Consider the following 19113-nt stretch of genomic DNA (forward strand, 5'->3'; position numbering starts at 1 on the left):
CGGCAACTTCTACGAAAACAACCTCTGCTAACTCGGGTATGCAACAAGCAATTCCCCCGATTGGAACAGCACGACCTGTGCCGTTCCTGCAGATTTCTCAACATGCTCAACTGTTTCATTTTCCTGTTTATAAAATCCTATAGAAAGAGACAAGAACCCGAATACAATAATACGTATTCGGGTTTACTGTTATTTTATTTCGAAATTGCTCTTGCACCTGCCTCATCTGACAACGTGCTTCAATCAGCTAGCTTTAACGAGAATTTCTATTCCCTTTCGTATTGGTTACTTTATCTGCCGAACCAACCATTTCAATTTTTACATCTGTTGACACATGGATCGAGCTTTGTGAGAAATAATTTTCCCCCGTTTCCCAATTATCCTTAACCTTTGACCAAAACCCATAATGATATGTGTATAAGAATTCTCCAATCCCAAGTATATCCGTATGCAATTCATCTTGTGCTTTTGCTATTACTTGGTAGGACATGGCCTTTACCTTTTCTTCAATGGCTTTTTTTACCTTTTTCAGGTATGCATCATTTAAAACACTCATATCCCCTATTCTTTCGGTGATTCTTCCCTCTAAATCAATGGTTATAGCAATTTCTGCCGTATTTTTATGCTTATTTACTAGACGGATGGACGGTTTAATATCACTTAATTCAACAGCAACCATTTGACCATCGATCTTAATTTTAATTGGTCCTCCTTGGTTATGTTGTGTTAGGAAGTTTAATCCTTTTGATTCTTCATCCGATAATGAATCAACCATTTTATGGCTCATTCCTTGAAATGCAGCAGCATCTTTATATTGAATGTAATTTTTATCCGTCATGTTTACTTTAGGGATGACAAAACTTTGATTGCCTAGGAGCATCTCTTGAACTTCTCCAATATGTACTGGTTTCATTGATTCTGTATTTTTATATGCATTATCCATGAGCGATTCCAAATACAAAGCGGGAAGATGTTCATTCTCCACTTTTGAGTTTAAGATTTCTTTAGCTCCACCATCTGCAATGACTAACTTTATCGAACGTCTCATCTCATGATCTCGAATAAAGTAATCCACAATATTTGCAATTAAATTGGGCTCTTTCGCTAATTCTTCAGAAAGAATGAGTACTTGCATATGAGAAAAAAACAAGGCATGGCTGGTTATTGTAGACATTTGCCTAGTTAACTCAAACAAGCTTTCTCCAGAAGCTGATATATTGGAATATGCTTTTTTACTGCCACCTCCTCCTTTTAAAGGGGAACCAAACTCGGAAGGAACAGCTGCTTGGTGTGTCAGTTCTAATACATACGAGCCGTCAGGTTTTTTTTCTTTTAAATCAATAGCGGATCCAATAACGAACCCTCTATCTTCAATTTCCACACGATCCCAACAACCTGTTAGGAATATGCAACAACTGAGTACGATAACGATATGCTTTTTGCCCACTCATACCAAATCCCTTACCACGTTAAGCTATAATTCCAGCATTTTTATGGTTAACTTGTCCTCAATGAGAAGGAGATATGCATAGCAAAACAATATAAAAAACTGCACCAAAGCGGGGCAGTCTCTAGCAAAAAAAGTATTCAAAATGCATTCACTTTATATATTTTTTCTTATTCCATGTACGTAAGTGCAATAGCGCCTTTTATCCCCTGCTCATCTGATAACGTTGGAGCTGTGATAAAATCTTCTAGATTACCTAATTCCACATAATTATTCATTAGCTGTGAAAAGTAATTACGAATACGCTGATATAATTCATGCTGTTTCATAACGCCGCCACCAATAATAACTCGTTCGGGAGATAATACAAGCGTATAGTTTATAATCGCTTGTGCGAGGTAAAAAGCTTCTAACTCCCATACCTCCTTGTGACTTGCAAGCAATTCTGCTTTTTTACCATATCGCTTTTCAATGGCTGGGCCGGACGCTAGACCTTCTAAGCATGCACCATGAGAGGGGCAAATGCCAGCGAAATAATCATCCGTATGTTTTTGAATCATGATATGTCCCATCTCTGGATGACTTTTTCCTTGATACGTTACGCCATCTTTAACAAAACCAGCACCAATACCCGTTCCAACAGTAATATATAAGCAGCTCTGATCTTTTTGTGCAACTCCATATTTGTACTCTCCTAAAGCTGCAGCATTTACATCCGTATCTAGAAAAAGCGGGACTTGAACATATTCTTTCATTGCAGTTAGTAAATCAAATTGCCGCCATTGTTGCTTTGGCGTATGCAAAATGGTCCCGTAAGAGGTACTCTTCTTGTCCAAATCCACTGGTCCAAAACTTCCAATTCCAATAGCACGTATAGAGAATTCAGAAAAATAGTCACGTACACGCCTAAGTGTTTCATCCGGAGTTGTTGTAGGAAAGGTTACCTTGTCAATGATTTCCCCTGATCCTTTACCTACTGCACAGACAAACTTTGTACCGCCAGCTTCAATACCACCTGTTAACATACATGCTCGCTCCTCACTAAATGTTTATGTATGGGAGACAATGAATTCTGCATGACCATTCAATTTGATATGTTTGTATGCCGCGATGCAGAATAAAATGGTCTCCTTTTTCAATCGCAAATTGTTTTATCACGCTACATTGTAGAAAATCCAGCGATTGTTCTCTCCCCGCCCATATTCTCTTTTGAGACACGGGCTAAAAAAATCGGATCCTTATCCATACCATATGTCCTGCTCATTACTCAGTAATAGTATAACAAAATCTTACTTAACTTGTTTCATAGATAAACCAGAAGAAAACAATGCCCTGCCTTTATTGCAATTCTTGGATAAAAGCTTGATAGGTAGTAGATTTTATCAGTTGTTGGACAGTTATTTCTGAATTGACAATAGATCCTAACAACTCATACATCTGCTGTAAATCTTCCTTACTATCTTTTTTCACATTTAACAAACATATGAACTGAACAGGCTTTGTCCCCCATAACACCGGCTTTTTTAACGTACATACGGTTAAAAATGTTTCATTTGTCTGCGGTGTGATTGGGTGTGGAATGGCCACTAAATTACCATAGGAAGTTGGCGCAATTTTTTCACGTTGATATATATAATTCAGGAAATCACCTTGAACCATCCCTAACTGAAAGAGCTGATGATATAAAAATTCAAGCACTTCATCTTTTGTCACTAAATCTTCTCTTAAAAACATGAGGTGTTTTTGGAAATAGGTAGTTATTCGTCCTTGATTGTTAATAAACTGTTCAATCCGTTCTAAATCCGAACTTCCCAATATAGCGCTAACTTCGACAACAGGCACAGAAATATTCGATGCAATTGGCACGGAACTAATAATGACGTCAATTTCATGTAACGGATACTCATGTAACTTGTATCGTTCCGTAATTCCAACAACGTCTAGCGTTTGTTTAAATTCTGTTTTTACTTTGTAATAAATAAGCTGTGCTGTTCCAAACCCAGAAGCACAAACAATTAAACAGCGTTTCGGACCTGTATGGAAATTTTTCCTTTCGATTGCAGCACCAATGTGTAAGGCAATATAGCCAATTTCATTTTCATCAATCTCTGAACCTGTTTCCTCTTCAATTACCAACCCTGCTAAAATTCCTGCTTCAAATGCCAAAGGATACTTTCTTTTAATTTCTTCAAGTAATGGGTTTCGTATATTCATGCCATATTTGTATCGATTGATGGCTGGTTTCAAATGCAATCCTAACGCAATAATTAACTCCTTATCATGTTCAATTCCTAAGTTATATTCTCCCTCTACTTTATGCAGCATTTTTCGTATAATAGCTAAGATATTTTCTGAAATCATATGTTCATCGAGTACTTCTGCTTTATTAGGTTCCGATAACATTTTTGTTCCTAGTAAGTGAATAGCTATATAGGCTGTTTCTTCAAGTGGGAATGCAACTTGAAAGTGCTGCTCAACTTTCTTTACGATCCTTGCAGCTACTTGATATTCGTATTGCGTACGAATTTGTTTTACTTCACTAGACTGCAACGTGATATGATTTCCACTACGTATGCGCTGAAACGCAATAGCGATGTGGACAACTAAGTTTTGAATGGCAATATCTGACATACTAATATGATAGTTCCTAATCTGTCGGATAATAACCTGGGAAATAGACTCTACATCTTCCTTTTCGATAGAATCAATGAATTTTTCCATTGGTTGTTCACCACGATCATCGTTTCGCTCAACGATATATTCAGCCATACAAAATCGAATCTTTAATTCTTCACCTTCTAATCGCAATCCATAATTAGGTCGGGATTTTAGATGAATGGAGTAGCGCTGTAAAATACGTTTCACTTGCTTCAAGTCATTTTGCACGGTAGATTTACTAACAAACAGCTCATCAGCTAATTGTTCCAACTTTACATAGTCATTACTAACTAATAGCCTGCGAATAATTTCTGTCTCCCGTTCTTCTGGTGTTTGTGGATGCATTATTCCAATTGGTAATTCATGATAAGCAATCCTATGCAGAAAATCGCGGAACCTCGTCTCGTCAAGTATTGCTAGTTTATACCCTTTTCCCATAATCGTTTCAATCTTTGCGCCATATCCTTGAATCTGGTCATCCAACTTCTTTATATCTCCCCTTGTCGTGCGAGAAGTTACATTATTTAAATCAGCCAAAAAAGCTCCTGTAACAGGAGCATCGGCAATCATCATTTTTTTTAAAATCATTCGCATCCTTAAGGTAAGCATATCTAATTGCTCCTTACTGAAGGTTTAGAAAAGAGGGCGTTCTGGTAGTTGAATGTACTAAATCCACCAGAACGCTGTTTTTTTACTGAAGACCAAAATTACTCAATTCTCTTTATTTTAGTCGATTTGTTAATAGAATGATACTTTTTTAGTATTTGTCTTTTAATGGATATGAAGGCCATTCTTTTTTAAAATCCGTTATGCTCAGCTACGCTTTTTATCCAATGTGCGCTTTTCTTTGGTGTTCGTTTCATGGTTTTGAGATTCACCGAGTAGAAACCGTAACGATTTTTATAAGCATTCATCCAAGACCAATTATCCATGAACGCCCATAAATGATAGCCTTTTACATTACAATCTTCTTGAATCGCTTGATGGACCCATTTTAGATGATCACGGATAAATTCAATGCGATAATCATCCTGAATTTCTCCGTTTTCTATAAAACGCTCCTCATCTTGAACGCCCATCCCATTCTCTGAGATGAAAGACGCAATATTTCCATAGTTCTCTTTTAAATTAATCAAGATATCATAAATACCCTTTTCATAAATCTCCCAACCCCGATACTTATTCATCTTCCTTCCTGGCATTTCATAATTATCGAAAAACCAATCAGGCATAAACGGAGCATATGGATTTGGTAAATGCTCTTTTGCTTTGACTCGACGAGGCTGGTAATAATTTACGCCAAGTAAATCGATCGTATTTCGTTTTAAGAGCTCCTTATCCCCTTCGAATGTTGAAGGCAGTTGACCATGCTCTTTTAGAATAGCAATCAATTCTTCTGGATATTCACCAAGAACAGCTGGGTCTAAAAAGCTACGATTAAAAAATAGATCCGCGATTCGAGAAGCTCTAAGGTCGGCTGGGTTATTGCTTCTTGGATAAGAAGGAGTTAGATTTAAGATAATTCCAATCTTACTTTGTGTAAAGTCAAATTGACGAAATGCTTGCACTGCTTTCGCATGTGCAATCATCGTATGATAAGCTACTTGAACAGCCTTTTTGGCATCAACGATGTTTGGATAATGAAAATCATATAAGTAGCCACCTTCTACTGGTACAATTGGTTCGTTAAACGTAAACCATTTCGTTACACGATCGCCAAACAGCCGAAAACATGTAGCAGCATAATCTACATATTTATCTACTACTTCTCTACTTTCCCAACCACCCTGTTTTTGCAAATCAAATGGCATATCAAAGTGAAAGAGATTGACAAACGGTTCAATATCATTAGCTATTAACTCGTCGATTACCGAATTGTAAAATGTTACAGCTTGTTGATTTAGCTCTCCCTGAGGCATGAGCCTAGACCATGAAAGCGAGATTCGAAAGGTGTTATGTCCAATTTCTTTCATTAACTGTATATCATCTTTATAGGTATGATAAAAATCAGAGGTCTTACTCGGACCGACGTTATCAAAAAATCGATGAGGTTCTTGTTCATACCAATGATCCCAAATGTTTTTTGCTTTGCCGTCTTCGTTTGCCGCCCCTTCTATCTGCGTTGCTGAAGTTGCACTCCCCCACCAAAAACCTTGTGGAAACTGATAATTCACTTCCATTACTGTACCTCCTATTTATATCTGACTACTTATTTCGATAGATTTCAATTATTTCAATCGCAAGATCTCTTACTGTCATAGTTGTCATTAAATGATCCTGTGAATGGATAAGCATGACATTAATCACATTCTCCTCCCCTTTTGCCTCATTTTGAAGGAGTTTTGTTTGATACTCATGTGCCTTACTTAATTCTTCACCCGCTTCTTCTACTAATTCATCCGCTTTAGAAAAATCACCATGTTTAGCTTCTTGAATAGCCTCCATCACATTCGATTTACCATTACCTGCATGCAAAATAATTTGAAATGCAATTTCTGTTGTTTGATCCACGATTTTCACCTCTCATGACTGTTCAATTACGTCGATTTTTTTGTTTCTGCTTTTTTCTCTTTCTCATAGTAGCTTTTATCCATAATTTTCAAGAATGGCCACCAAATAGCAATAACAACAAGTAAATTGAAAGCTTGTAATACACCGCCTTGCCATGCATTCCCGGTTGCTAAAAATCCATTTAAAATAACAGGTGTTGTCCAAGGAACAATGACCCCTGCAGGTGGTGGAACTAATCCTGTAGCCATTGCAACATACGTAATAACGGTAACTACTACTGGTGCAACAAGCCATGGAATAATAATCAATGGATTCATAATAATTGGTAAACCAAAAATAATTGGTTCGTTTACATTAAAAATACCAGCAGGAGCTCCTAGCTTTCCTAATTCTTTCAATTGTCTACTTCTCCCGATGATAAAGATTAGGATAATGACAGCTAATGTCATACCTGACCCACCCATACCAACAAGAAAAGAATCAACAAACTGTTTGGTCACAATGTTTGGCAATTCATTTCCAGCCTGAAATGCAGACAGGTTTTGATCATTTAATGCATACCAAATTGGATCGAAAACGGAATTCACAATGATTTGGCCATGAAGACCAAAGAACCAGAAGAGTTGAATTAATAGTACGGCAATAATCGTTGCGGGTAATCCACTACCTAATTCAGTTAATGGTTGTTGTATAATAGTATAAATAAAATTCTGTAGCGTCTCAAAATTAGTATAACTAAATAGAATACGGATAACTAAAAATACAGATAATGTTAACGTGATTGGAATTAATGCACTAAATGATCTAGAAACAGCACCTGGTACTCCAGCAGGCATTTTGATCGTCCAATCTTTTTTCACAAAAAAGTGATATAATTCTGCAGAGATAAAGGCTGTAAAGATACCAAGGAACATTCCTTCTGCTCCAAGACTCGCTGTAGGAATAACCCCGGAAACACCTTCTAATACTTGCGGAGTTAAGATAAGGAATGCAGCTAATGCCACAACTCCACCGTATATTGCCTCTCCTTCATAATGTTCGGTTAGCTTATAACCGATCCCAACAATGACGAACATCCCCATAATACTCAACGTTGCAGCTGAAGCTGGACCTAAAGCATTTTGGTATGCTGTATATGCCTCCTCACTAATCATCTTATCCAGAAAAGGAAAATTGGCAATAACAACAAAAATGGATCCAAAAATAATCAGTGGTAAAGCAACCATAAATCCATCACGTAAAGCTGATAAATACCGATTATTGTTTAACTTATCAGCAATAGGTAATAAGAAGTTCTCCAACATTTCCATAAACTTCCCATTCATTTAAATCTCCCCCTTTTAAATGGCAGCTAAATAACGATTAAATAATTATCAAACACTTGAAATCGTTATTAACTTTTTATTTATTTCCCTCAAGCATCTCTAATGCTGTTGTTAACACCGCTTCTCCATCGATTCTTCCATATGCAATCGGATCAATGACATCAATAGGGACATTCAACTCTTCCGCGGCCTTCGAAAGCTTCTTCTTCAAAAAGCGCATTTGCGGTCCAATAAGTAGTACATCTGCTTGTTCCATTTCTTTAACCACTTTATCCTGTGCTACTGCCCAAATCCGGACATCTAGTCCTTTTTCAGTAGCTATTTCTTCCATCTTAGAAACTAATAAACTTGTTGACATACCTGCTGAACATGCTAAAACAATATTTTTCAAGAGAATTCCTCCTAGCTGGTAATTAGTTAATTTTAACTATAGTTTAAAAGAATACTACCGGAAACTACACCTATACTTTTTCCGTTACGAAACGGAAATAATTAAGCGCTTACAATTATTTACATAAGTAAAGGATAAAGTTTAATTCATCAATTAGGTGGGTACTAACATATTTAGACAGAAATGAGAAGGAGACAGTTCATGAAAAGGTTAAATCAATATGAAGCAGCTTGGATGGAGGAAGTTTTAGTTGAACATCAATGTCTATTTAAGATGAATGATCAAGTCTAACGAATTTGCATACAACAAACGGCGAATGAAAACCATATAAAAAACAAGCTGCAATAGAAGAGAAAAAGCAATCGCTTATAAATGGCGATGATTTTTCGCTGGAAGCTGTCGTAGATATGATTAATAGCGGGGAACTATAAGGATCAGATACTATTATGAAGAAAAAGGTTGCAGGAACTGGCAAAGAACCAGTTCCTGCATGTTTGTTAAACCTCATGGCAAGCAACAAAATGATTTTCTTCTACTTCACGATACGCAGGCATCCTTTCCGCACAATAGGATTTTGCAATCGGGCATCGTGTATGAAATGGGCAGCCTTTTGGATAATTTGCTGGACTAGGCATGTCCCCTTGTAACTTGATGCGTTCTCGCTTTATTTTAGTTTTCGGGCGAGGAATAGCAGATAATAATGCCTTCGTATATGGGTGAAGGGGATTTGCATAAATTCGACTTGCATCTCCTAATTCAACCTGTGCGCCTAAGTACATAACAAGGACTCGATCACTCATATGTCGGACGACTCCCAGATCATGGGAAATAAATAAATAGCTAAGCTGATATTTTTTCTGTAAATCTTTTAAAAGCTTTATAACTTGAGCTTGTACAGAAACATCAAGAGCAGATACAGCTTCATCGCATACAATCAATGACGGATTTAATGCTAACGCACGTGCAATACCTATGCGCTGCCGTTGCCCCCCACTAAACTCATGTGGATATCGATGATAATGTTCTGCTTTTAATCCAACTTCTTTAAGTAATTCCAAAACACGCTGCTTTCGGTGCTGTTTATTTAAATCGGAATCATGAATAATAAATACTTCTTCTAAGGCGTCTCCCACTTTTTGTCTTGGATTAAGTGATGCAAAAGGATCTTGAAAAATCATCTGCAAATTCCGTTTATATTTTTTCAAATGACGATCTGATAATTGTCCAATAGAGTCCCCTTGAAAATAAATGGTTCCATTGGTCATTTTTTCAAGACCAATAATTACTCTTCCTAAGGTAGACTTACCACAGCCTGATTCCCCAACCACACCTAATGTTTCTCCCTCATGAACAAACAAATCCACACCATTAACCGCTTTTACATGTGCTTTTGTACGCCGAAACACCCCTTTTTTTATTGGGAAATGTTTGGTTACATTGTTAACCTCTAATAACGGTGTTCGACTCACTCTCTGTCACCTCCTGTAACCAACATTTACTAGTATGCATCGGAGACAGATTAAATAATGGAGGTTCTTTCTGTTTACATTTTTCCATAGCAAATGGACATCTGGGATGAAATCGGCATCCTGTTATCTTATCGTCGGGTCCAGGCATAGAACCTTCAATTATTTTTAACTCCTGCATTGGATTATCAACATCTGGAACGGAATGAAGTAACCCTTTTGTATACGGATGTTGGGGAGCTTCAAAAATCGCATCGACATCAGCCGTCTCAACGACTTCCCCTCCATACATTACCATGACACGATCAGCAATTTCAGCAACCACCCCCATATCGTGTGTGACAAAAATAACTCCCATTCCAATCTCTTGTTGCAGCTCATCAATTAAATCCAAAATTTGTGCTTGAATGGTTACATCAAGCGCAGTAGTTGGTTCGTCAGCAATTAATAGATCTGGTTCACAAGCTAATGCGATAGCAATCATCACCCGCTGACGCATACCACCACTTAATTCATGTGGATATTGTTTTAACCTCTCTCTCGGACTAGGAATTCCTACTTTGTTTAATAACTCTATACTTTTTACAGTAGCTGCTTTTTTATTCATTTGCCGATGAATCATTAGTGATTCACGAAGTTGAAAACCAATAGTTAGGACGGGATTAAGCGCAGTCATCGGTTCTTGAAAAATCATGGATACTTTATTTCCTCTTATCTTCTCCATTTGCACTTCTGATTGTTTCGTTAGTTCTTCTTCCCCGAGTAAAATGCTTCCATTCGTTATTCTTCCCTTCGCTGGTAAAAGACCCATGATTGAAAGAGAAGTCAAACTTTTTCCGCAACCTGATTCACCGACAATACACAACGTTTCCCCATGATCCACCGAAAAGGATACATTTCGGACAGCAGTCAAATCTTTATTTGGTGTATGAAACGTTGTTTCTAAATCCGTTACTTGTAATAGTGGATTCATAAGATTCATCCTTTCTATCTACTAACTGGATATAGCGACCACTTTCCGGTAGGATCAACAATTAACCCCTCCATAGACGCATCATAAGCTGCTGTTACAATGCCATGATTCATTACAATCCAAGGAGCTTCCTCCATAGCAATTAAATTTGCTGCGTGTAATTTTTGCTTTCTAACTTCTTGATCAACAGACGAACGTGATTCTTGTACCAATTTATCAAATTCGCTATTTTCGTATCTTGCATAATTGGAAGAACCAATATTATCTGAGTGTAAATTCGGATAGAGTAATTCACTTCCGTCTGCAGTACTATTTGACCAGCCTAGAAAAGTCATCTCGTAGTCTCCCTTTCTAGCACTCTCCAAAAAGCTTGCCCACTCCATTGTTTCAATAGAAACATTTAATCCGATTTCTGATAACTGTGATTGTACAATTTCGGCCATTTTCATATAATTGTCACGGTTGGCAGCAAATAGTGTGATTTCCTGACCAGCGTACCCATTATCTTCTATCAGTTGCTTGGCTTTTTCAGGATTATATGCATACCCTTTTTCCTTAGCATCTTCTTGATAGCCGAAAACATTTGGACCAATAATACTCTCATTGTCTATACCAAGATCATTCAGTTGAGATACGTATGCTTCTTGATCAATACCGTATGCAACCGCTTGTCTAAATGCCAATTCATTAAATGGTTCTTTTTCCATATTAAATCCTAGATAGGATACACGCGTACCTTCCGTTTTTTGTACTTCAACATTTTGAATCGATTCGACACGATTAATATGATCAGATGCGATTGCATCGATAAATTGGACTTCCCCTGTTTCCAACATGGATATAGCGGTTGAAAACTCTGGAACTACTTTGTATGTCACCTTTTCTAATTTTGCTGGATCTCTCCAGTAATCTTCATTTCTAGTTAATGTAATATGATCGCCTTCCACCCACTCATCAAATACAAATGGTCCAGTTCCAACTGGTTCTTTATTGATATCCCCTTCCTGATCAGCTGTTGGGCTAACAATTGCTGCATTCGTATGGCTGAGAGCAGCTAACATCGGTCCGTACGGTTCCTCCGTATTTAATACGACGGTATTTTCATCTTCCACTTCGATCGATTCGATCGGTGCAAGCAAAGATGCTCGAGGCGCGGCTCTATCTGGATCTTTCAATTGTTCAAATGTATACTTCACCGCTTCAGCATTAAACGGAGTACCATCGTGGAAGGTAATCCCTTCTTTTAACTTAATAACCCATGTATTATCATCAGGATTTTCATACGATTCAGCTAATAATGGTTCGATTTCCATTGTTTCTGGATCCTGTGTGAATAATGTTTCATACACTTGATACGTTACATTTGAAGATACAGAGTCATTGGTATCAATTGGAGACAACCCTGCTGCATCTGAAGTAGAGGCATATGTGATTTCTTGTGGGGGTGTTGTGCTTTCTTTTCCACTACTATTCTCACTACTACAAGCAGCAGAAACAATCATTAATACGAGCAAACATATTGGTACAAAACGTTTTCTCATTCATATCTCCCTCTCTCTTTTTTAAACATTCATGTCCATATTTGGATCAAGTGCATCTCTTAATCCATCACCAACTACATTAAAGGCAAAAACGGTTAACATAATACCTAATCCTGGGATAATAGCCATATGCGGCGCTTCCCACATAAAATCCTGCCCTGCTGCTATCATTGCCCCCCATTCAGGCGTAGGTGGTTGCGCTCCTAATCCTAAGTAACTTAATGCAGAGGTTGATAAAATAGCAGTAGCCATTCGCATTGTCGCAAATACAATTAAAGGAGCAGTACAATTAGGAAGAATATGTTTTAATAAGATTCTTCTATCACTTGCCCCTAATGTTTTCATAGCAAGAATATACTCTTGTTGTTTTATGGATAACACACTTCCGCGAACGATACGAGCACAGCCTGGAATGGACCAAATACTTATCGCAATAATGACATTTATTAAACTTGTGCCAAGCATTGCTATAATTAACATGGCTAATAGAATTCCAGGAAATGCAAACAATAAGTCAACAACTCTCATAATCAATCCATCTAACTTTCGGTAATAACCTGCTAGTAGACCAAGACCAATTCCGCCGATCAATCCGATTGCTACGGAGCTTAAACCCACCACTAGAGATAGCCTCGCTCCATGAACCAATCTCGACCACATATCTCTCCCATAATTATCTGTTCCTAAGATGTGGCCATCTGCCCCAGCTGCTAATTTGGTACCACTTAAATCCTGTTCATAGGGACCATAACTCGATAACCAAGGAGCAAATACCGCTGCAATAAAAATGCTTGCGATGATTACAATCCCAATCGCAGCTAATTTGTTTTTAACTAAATCCCGAAATATGGTGATCAATCGATGTTCCTTCCATGATTTCTCTTGTTTTTCCTTAAGCCCAGCTACCGATGACATTGTTTACCTCCTTTCTAACTTAATAACTTATTCTTGGGTCAATGAGTGCATAGATAATATCTACTACCAAATTGACAACTACAAATATGCCGGCAACTAATAATACCGTTCCTTGTACAATAGGAAAATCTCTTGCTGCTATCGCATCAATCATTAATCTGCCAACACCATTAATGGCGAAAACCTGCTCCGTAATAATCGTTCCCCCTAGTAGCCCACCAAAGTTAATGCCAATGACAGTAATTACCGGAATCATTGCATTCTTAAGTGCATGTATCCATATTAACGAATGCTTGCGAACCCCTTTTGCTCTGGCTGTACGAATATAGTCTGATCGAATTACCTCAAGCATAGATGACCTAGTCATCCTCGCAATAAGTGCTGCAGATGCCGTACCTAAAGTAATTGCAGGTAAAATTAACTCTTTCATGCCTTCTACTGTGTAAAAAGGGGAATTCAATCCACCTACTGGAAGTATTTGTAGGTTTACGGAGAAAATTAATATAAGCATTGCACCAAGCCAAAAATTAGGAATAGAAACACCAGCTAAAGCGAAAGTTGTACTTGTCACATCAATCCAGCTATTCTGCTTTCTTGCTGAAATCATACCTGCAACGATTCCAATAATAATAGCCACAATCATACTAGCGGTTGCAAGCTTTATTGTCGCAGGAAATCGAGTAATAATTGCTTCTGTAACTGCTTGATTCGTTTGATATGAGTAGCCGAAATCTCCTTGCAACACTCCAGCTAAATAGTCAAAATATTGAACAACGACAGGCCGATTTAGTCCTAAATTTTCCCGAATAGCCTCCAAATCTGATGCGGTTGCATTAGGACCACCAATGATAGTTGCAGGATCTCCTGGTGCAAGATGCATGCTCATAAAAACCAAAAACGAAATACCGAATAACAGCAATAGTAATTGTAAAAACCGTCGAATAATTAATCCGACCATTCATTCCTCCCCTTTCAATTGTTTCATTTTTCTTATTTTTCTATATAAATTAAATATTATTCTATTTCACAATTCGACAGTTGTCAATATTATCAGCTGTCGATTTAACCATTTTTTTAAATAATTACTTTCTTTTTTAAGGAAATATCCCTATAATTATTTCGTTTATGTCATTAGCACTATATTGTTGTTTATAGCTGCCATAACATGTTTAAATACCTTCAATTACATCGGAAACGTGGATAAAAAAGCACTAATCTTCATTATATATAGCGATTCTGCACTGGCTGAAGTCTACATGAAATGAAGATTTTATCGTTACCACTGATCCCTTTATCATGATCCTGAAAATAGTACACGAAATCACTACAGAGTTAAATAAGTAGATTTTGCATAATGTTTTTAACTTGAATTTGTTACAGTTTTCTCTCCTGATACTACAATTCATTGTTATATGGCTGTTCCCATAGCTTATGTACGCTACGAATTAAATCAAATCAACTAAATTTAAACAGAAAAGGAGTTTTAATATGTCACAGTTTTCTCTTGAAATACGTCAACAAATGATGGGAGTTGTTATGATATGAATGAATAGGGGACTCAAGAATCCTCACAAAACTGGAGATACTCTTAATCGGGGTCTATAGACGTCTGGTTGGCCAGAAATCACGGTCGAAAATATATATCGTAATTATTGTAGGAGCTGTGATATTGCTTCAACAAGTCACCGATCCTAATCCCGGGTTTATGGGTCATGCTCTCTCTGCATTATCCGCTTTGGACGGATTAGGATCCTTTGGAGCAGCCTTCATCATACGTATTCGATCCGCTTTTTCTTTTGACTTTCGTAAAGTATCCTGGCGGTGGCTCTTGCTGGGGTTGGCTCTCGGAGTGGCTATTAGTTACGTATCCACCATCGCAATCTACTATATGGGCTACACTTCAATGGATACCCAAGAAAGTTATCGCACCAGATATGATTTCCTTATTTATCCATATAATGGCCACAATCGTCTCTGTAATCTTTATGTGAATTAGTCATTTGTTTTAAATTAGTACGAATAGTATTAGCGATAATCACACCAAGGATATGTTATCCTCAATTGAAGAATAGTCGATAAAGTTCCTTAGAACCATACCACTTAACCATTAAGTCGTTAGGTTTATTTAGTTGGACCAATAAAATCCGAACTACCCTTCCCCACTATAATTTCGTATACTCGGAATGATAGTTCGGATAGATCTGCCTTTTAATCAAAAATAACCGACTATGTTGTGTTAACGCATGAGGGCTATTCTATGTTGATTTACAAATGCAATGGCGACATCCTGATTCACTACTGTTTTCTTTAATTGTCGTTGAGTTGTTCCGACACCCGGTACAATTGATGAAACTGCATCAGATGCATTTATTAATCCATAACCGTATCCATTATTGGGCGATTCAGGAAATTCGCTATCCGTCAATGGGTTAGCTGTCGATATAATCGCTTGTTCTATCTCATCGACGGTTAAACTACTATCTGCTTGTTTCATTAATGCTACTACTCCAGAAACTGCAGGGCCAGCCATGGAAGTTCCATTCCATCCGCCTTCATAGCCACCACCTGGTACACTAGAACGGATGTTTACACCTGGTGCTGAAATTTCAGGCTTTATTTCTTCATAAGGGGACGGTCCTTGTAAAGAAAAGCTACCTAGTTGATCATTCAAGTCCGTTGCACCAGTTGCAAATGATTCAGGGTAATTCGCTGGTACTGCTACCGATTCCGGTCCACCTGGATTCGTAAGCGTCGTGTTGCCTGCTGAAAATTCAGGGAATATTTCTGCAGCTCTCCAATTTTGTACAACATCACGGTACCATTCATCAAGACCTGAACCGCCCCCCCAGGAATTATTAACAATATCTGGAGCCATTTCTACATGTGCATTTCCTTCAGCATCCGTCGGGGCTAATATCCATTCCGCTGCTTCTAATAAATCTGCATCTGTACCTCCAGTGGCAGAAAATGCTTTTACTGCGATCCAATCTGCTCCAGGAGCAACGCCAATTTGGTTAGAGCCATCAGCTTCACTTCCAACCATTGTACCGGTTACGTGTGTACCATGGCCTTGATCATCATAAGGCGCTGCTTCACCTGCTGTTGCATCAAACCAGTTAAAATCATGACTTACCTCTCCTGAAGCTGCATCATAGCCACGGTATTTTTCTTTTAATGCCGGATGATCCCATTGAACCCCCGTATCTATACTAGCAACAGTTACACCAGAACCATCAAATCCCATATCCCATACAGCGGGAGCACCGATACGCTCAACATTCCATTCTACATTAGCAATGCGTGAAGCAGGCGCTTCTGCATCTTGCCTAACTGCTGTAAATAATTCCCTTGTTTCATTAGGCAACACCTTTTCTACTTCCTCAAAACCGGCGATTTTATTAGCTGTGTCTTTTGTTGCTGTTACTGCCATCCCATTTACAATATGGTACGACTTAAATGATTCTACATTACCTTTTTTAGCTTCTTCTGCTAGAAACTGCCTCACATTTTGCTGCGTATCCAACGATGTTTCCTTTAATTCGGTTAAGACAGCAGACCGTTGGGTTAGCTCAGCCTTCTCAGCAGTTACTTGTGCCCTTTGACTGGAAGCTTTTGCTTGTTTAGCCACCCTCATCGTATCGGCTTTTTCACGAAATTTGACTAGGAAGGTTATTTTACTATCATCATTAAATTCGTTCACTAACCGCTTACTAACTTTTGCTTGTACCACCTGATTGGATTTAGTACTTGTTTCTGCATTTACTACTGCTGGTGTGAATAATGAGAAAGTCATGATTGCCGATACAGCTATGCTAAAAACTGCTTTCATTCGATGTCTCCGTTTTATTCTCACAGCTATTCCTCCCATCGTTTTTAGATCAGATAAGAACCTTGATAAAGAACACCTGCTGTCTACCCTCCTTACAAATTTTGGCCCTTAGCTGACAGTGGTGCTTTTTTGAACGATCTAGGTTGTAATGAAAAGTATAGTAAAAGCAGCGAGAAAAAAGCTGTCGATTGCAGTCGAAAGAAAAGCCGTTATTGATAAATTAGTAGATTCGTAGCAAAATTCTCATGTTTTATCCTAGGTAATTATAATGAATTTCACTTATTAGATTTGCTTCAAATCAAATGTATACCTTGTTTTCAAGCTTTATTCGCAGCTTCAAAGCTCAATCATAAATTAGTATATTTTTACAAAAATGAATAATAACACCTATACTTCCTTTGGAACCTACTATTTTTCCTCTTCATTTATAAGCCTTTTCTCGTAAATTTCCCTAAATACAGGAAGCAAATGTTTTTATCCATGGACTATTAGGGAATATAATAAAAATAATGAAGTGTTCTATTACTAAGTAAAGGAGTTTTTATCATGACTGATTCGATTGTTGTTACAAATCCTGCTAATGGGGAAACGATTAAAGAGATTAAAAAGCACAGCAAAGAAGATGTTCAGATTGCTCTTAAGAAAGGACACGACTATTTTTCAACATGGTCGAAGGTCAACGCCCATCAACGTGCGAAACTATTAAACGCATGGGCGAAAAAAATTCGCGATGCCAAAGATGATCTTGCCGAACAAATGACGCTTGAAAATGGGAAACCATTAAAAGAGTCGTATGGAGAAGTAGAGTACGCTGCAAGTTATATTGATTGGTATGCTGAAGAAGCAAAGCGAATATATGGACGAACAATCCCTGCAAATACCGAATCAAAGCGTATTATAATTAGTAAACAGCCCGTTGGTTTGGTAGCAGCCATTACCCCCTGGAATTTCCCAGCGGCTATGATGACGCGTAAAGCTGCACCAGCACTTGCAGCAGGTTGTACATTTATTGTAAAACCGGCTTCTGAGACACCATTAACTGGTATACGAATCATAGAATTAGCACATGAAGCTGGTATTCCAGAAGAAGCTATTCAATATGTTACTGGATCAGGTAGCGTCATTGGAGATTTATTTACGGAAAGTGAATATGTTCGAAAAATTACATTTACTGGATCTACGTCAGTGGGTAAAGAATTAATAAAAAATAGTGCAGATACAGTAAAGCATGTAACAATGGAACTGGGTGGTCATGCACCATTAATTGTCGCCAAAGATGCAGATATCGAGTTGGCCGCCAAACAAACCGTTGCAACTAAGTTTCGCAATGCTGGACAGACTTGCGTTTGCGCCAACCGGATTATTGTCCATGAAGATGTCGTTGACGACTTCTCTAAAAAATTGATTGCAGAAGTAAAACAACTGCAGGTCGGAAATGGATTAAACGAAGGTGTTGATATTGGACCAATTATAAACCAAGGCGGTTATGAAAAAATCATTTCTCATATTACAGATGCAAAGAAAAAAGGTGCCCAGGTGCTGTTAGGTGACCATTTCGATGCGAATAAAGAGAAAGGCTACTTTTTTGTTCATCCAACCGTGCTTACAAATGTAACCAAAGAAATGGATATCATGCACGAGGAAACGTTTGGTCCAGTTGCTCCTATAACCACCTTTACTGAAATTGGGGAAGCCGTTTCTATTGCAAATCATACACCATTCGGCCTTGCCGCTTACTTTTTTACAAATGATTACCGAACAGGTACGTATCTCCATGAACAATTAGACTATGGAATTATTGGCTGGAATGATGGCGGTCCATCTGCAGCACACGCACCATTCGGTGGTATGAAAGAAAGTGGGCTAGGACGTGAAGGCGGCCTAGAAGGCATTGAACCATATTTAGAGACAAAGTACTTGTCCATTGGAAATTTAGAATAAGGTTGTCACTAGATGTTGAACGCCAATTCAATGAGCTTCCATTTCGCTCATTGAATTGGCGTTTTCTTACAAAAAGTAAAATAGCTTAATCGTGTTTCGTTGCTTTCACAGAAACC

General features: G+C 38.0%; 14 protein-coding genes and 1 pseudogene. 2 read left to right on the forward strand and 13 right to left on the reverse strand.

Annotated features, from left to right (window positions below; genetic code table 11):
* Positions 1–253 precede the first annotated feature (253 nt).
* The 12 genes from M948_RS25835 to nikB form a co-directional block, all read right to left on the reverse strand.
* The gene (locus tag M948_RS25835; protein WP_074436630.1) at positions 254–1447 is read right to left on the reverse strand and encodes a Ger(x)C family spore germination protein; all 1194 of its coding nucleotides are present in this window, start codon (positions 1445–1447) and stop codon (positions 254–256) included.
* 170 nt (positions 1448–1617) lie between these two features.
* Positions 1618–2472, reverse strand: a complete 855-nt coding sequence (locus M948_RS25840) for an ROK family protein (RefSeq protein ID WP_021289273.1) — start codon at positions 2470–2472, stop codon at positions 1618–1620.
* A 313-nt stretch (positions 2473–2785) separates the two neighbouring features.
* Positions 2786–4714 carry a BglG family transcription antiterminator gene (locus M948_RS25845; RefSeq protein WP_021289274.1) on the reverse strand — a complete coding sequence of 643 codons (1929 nt, stop codon included), beginning with the start codon at positions 4712–4714 and terminating at the stop codon, positions 2786–2788.
* Between the two features lie 188 nt (positions 4715–4902).
* Complete coding sequence (locus M948_RS25850; protein WP_021289275.1) at positions 4903–6285, reverse strand: glycoside hydrolase family 1 protein; 1383 nt, start codon at positions 6283–6285, stop codon at positions 4903–4905.
* A gap of 25 nt (positions 6286–6310) precedes the next feature.
* Positions 6311–6616: a PTS lactose/cellobiose transporter subunit IIA gene (locus tag M948_RS25855; RefSeq protein WP_021289276.1), complete on the reverse strand. Its 306-nt coding sequence runs from the start codon at positions 6614–6616 to the stop codon at positions 6311–6313.
* A gap of 26 nt (positions 6617–6642) precedes the next feature.
* On the reverse strand, positions 6643–7941 hold the full coding sequence (gene celB, locus M948_RS25860; protein ID WP_021289277.1) for a PTS cellobiose transporter subunit IIC: 1299 nt from the start codon (positions 7939–7941) through the stop codon (positions 6643–6645).
* A gap of 76 nt (positions 7942–8017) precedes the next feature.
* Complete coding sequence (locus M948_RS25865; RefSeq protein WP_021289278.1) at positions 8018–8332, reverse strand: PTS sugar transporter subunit IIB; 315 nt, start codon at positions 8330–8332, stop codon at positions 8018–8020.
* A gap of 497 nt (positions 8333–8829) precedes the next feature.
* Positions 8830–9801 (reverse strand): ABC transporter ATP-binding protein, encoded by a 972-nt coding sequence (locus tag M948_RS25870; protein WP_021289280.1) that lies wholly within the window; start codon positions 9799–9801, stop codon positions 8830–8832.
* Positions 9773–10771: an ABC transporter ATP-binding protein gene (locus M948_RS25875; RefSeq protein WP_021289281.1), complete on the reverse strand. Its 999-nt coding sequence runs from the start codon at positions 10769–10771 to the stop codon at positions 9773–9775. The genes M948_RS25870 and M948_RS25875 overlap by 29 nt, the downstream gene beginning before the upstream one ends.
* A gap of 14 nt (positions 10772–10785) precedes the next feature.
* On the reverse strand, positions 10786–12312 hold the full coding sequence (locus M948_RS25880; RefSeq protein ID WP_021289282.1) for a glutathione ABC transporter substrate-binding protein: 1527 nt from the start codon (positions 12310–12312) through the stop codon (positions 10786–10788).
* Between the two features lie 21 nt (positions 12313–12333).
* Positions 12334–13227 carry an ABC transporter permease gene (locus tag M948_RS25885; protein WP_021289283.1) on the reverse strand — a complete coding sequence of 298 codons (894 nt, stop codon included), beginning with the start codon at positions 13225–13227 and terminating at the stop codon, positions 12334–12336.
* 19 nt (positions 13228–13246) lie between these two features.
* The gene (gene nikB / locus M948_RS25890) at positions 13247–14185 is read right to left on the reverse strand and encodes a nickel ABC transporter permease (RefSeq protein ID WP_021289284.1); all 939 of its coding nucleotides are present in this window, start codon (positions 14183–14185) and stop codon (positions 13247–13249) included.
* Between the two features lie 711 nt (positions 14186–14896).
* Between nikB and M948_RS25895 the strand changes: the two genes are divergently transcribed.
* Complete coding sequence (locus M948_RS25895) at positions 14897–15223, forward strand: hypothetical protein (protein ID WP_021289285.1); 327 nt, start codon at positions 14897–14899, stop codon at positions 15221–15223.
* Positions 15224–15529: 306 nt separating this feature from the next.
* Here M948_RS25895 and M948_RS25900 read toward each other — a convergent pair.
* Positions 15530–17095: pseudogene (locus M948_RS25900) on the reverse strand (S8 family serine peptidase); the annotation flags it as partial.
* A gap of 507 nt (positions 17096–17602) precedes the next feature.
* Here M948_RS25900 and M948_RS25905 point away from each other — a divergent pair.
* Positions 17603–18997 carry an NAD-dependent succinate-semialdehyde dehydrogenase gene (locus M948_RS25905; RefSeq protein WP_021289287.1) on the forward strand — a complete coding sequence of 465 codons (1395 nt, stop codon included), beginning with the start codon at positions 17603–17605 and terminating at the stop codon, positions 18995–18997.
* The last annotated feature ends 116 nt before the right edge of the window (positions 18998–19113 follow it).

It is taken from the genome of Virgibacillus sp. CM-4, from assembly GCF_000445495.1.
GTDB lineage: Bacteria > Bacillota > Bacilli > Bacillales > Amphibacillaceae > Virgibacillus > Virgibacillus salexigens.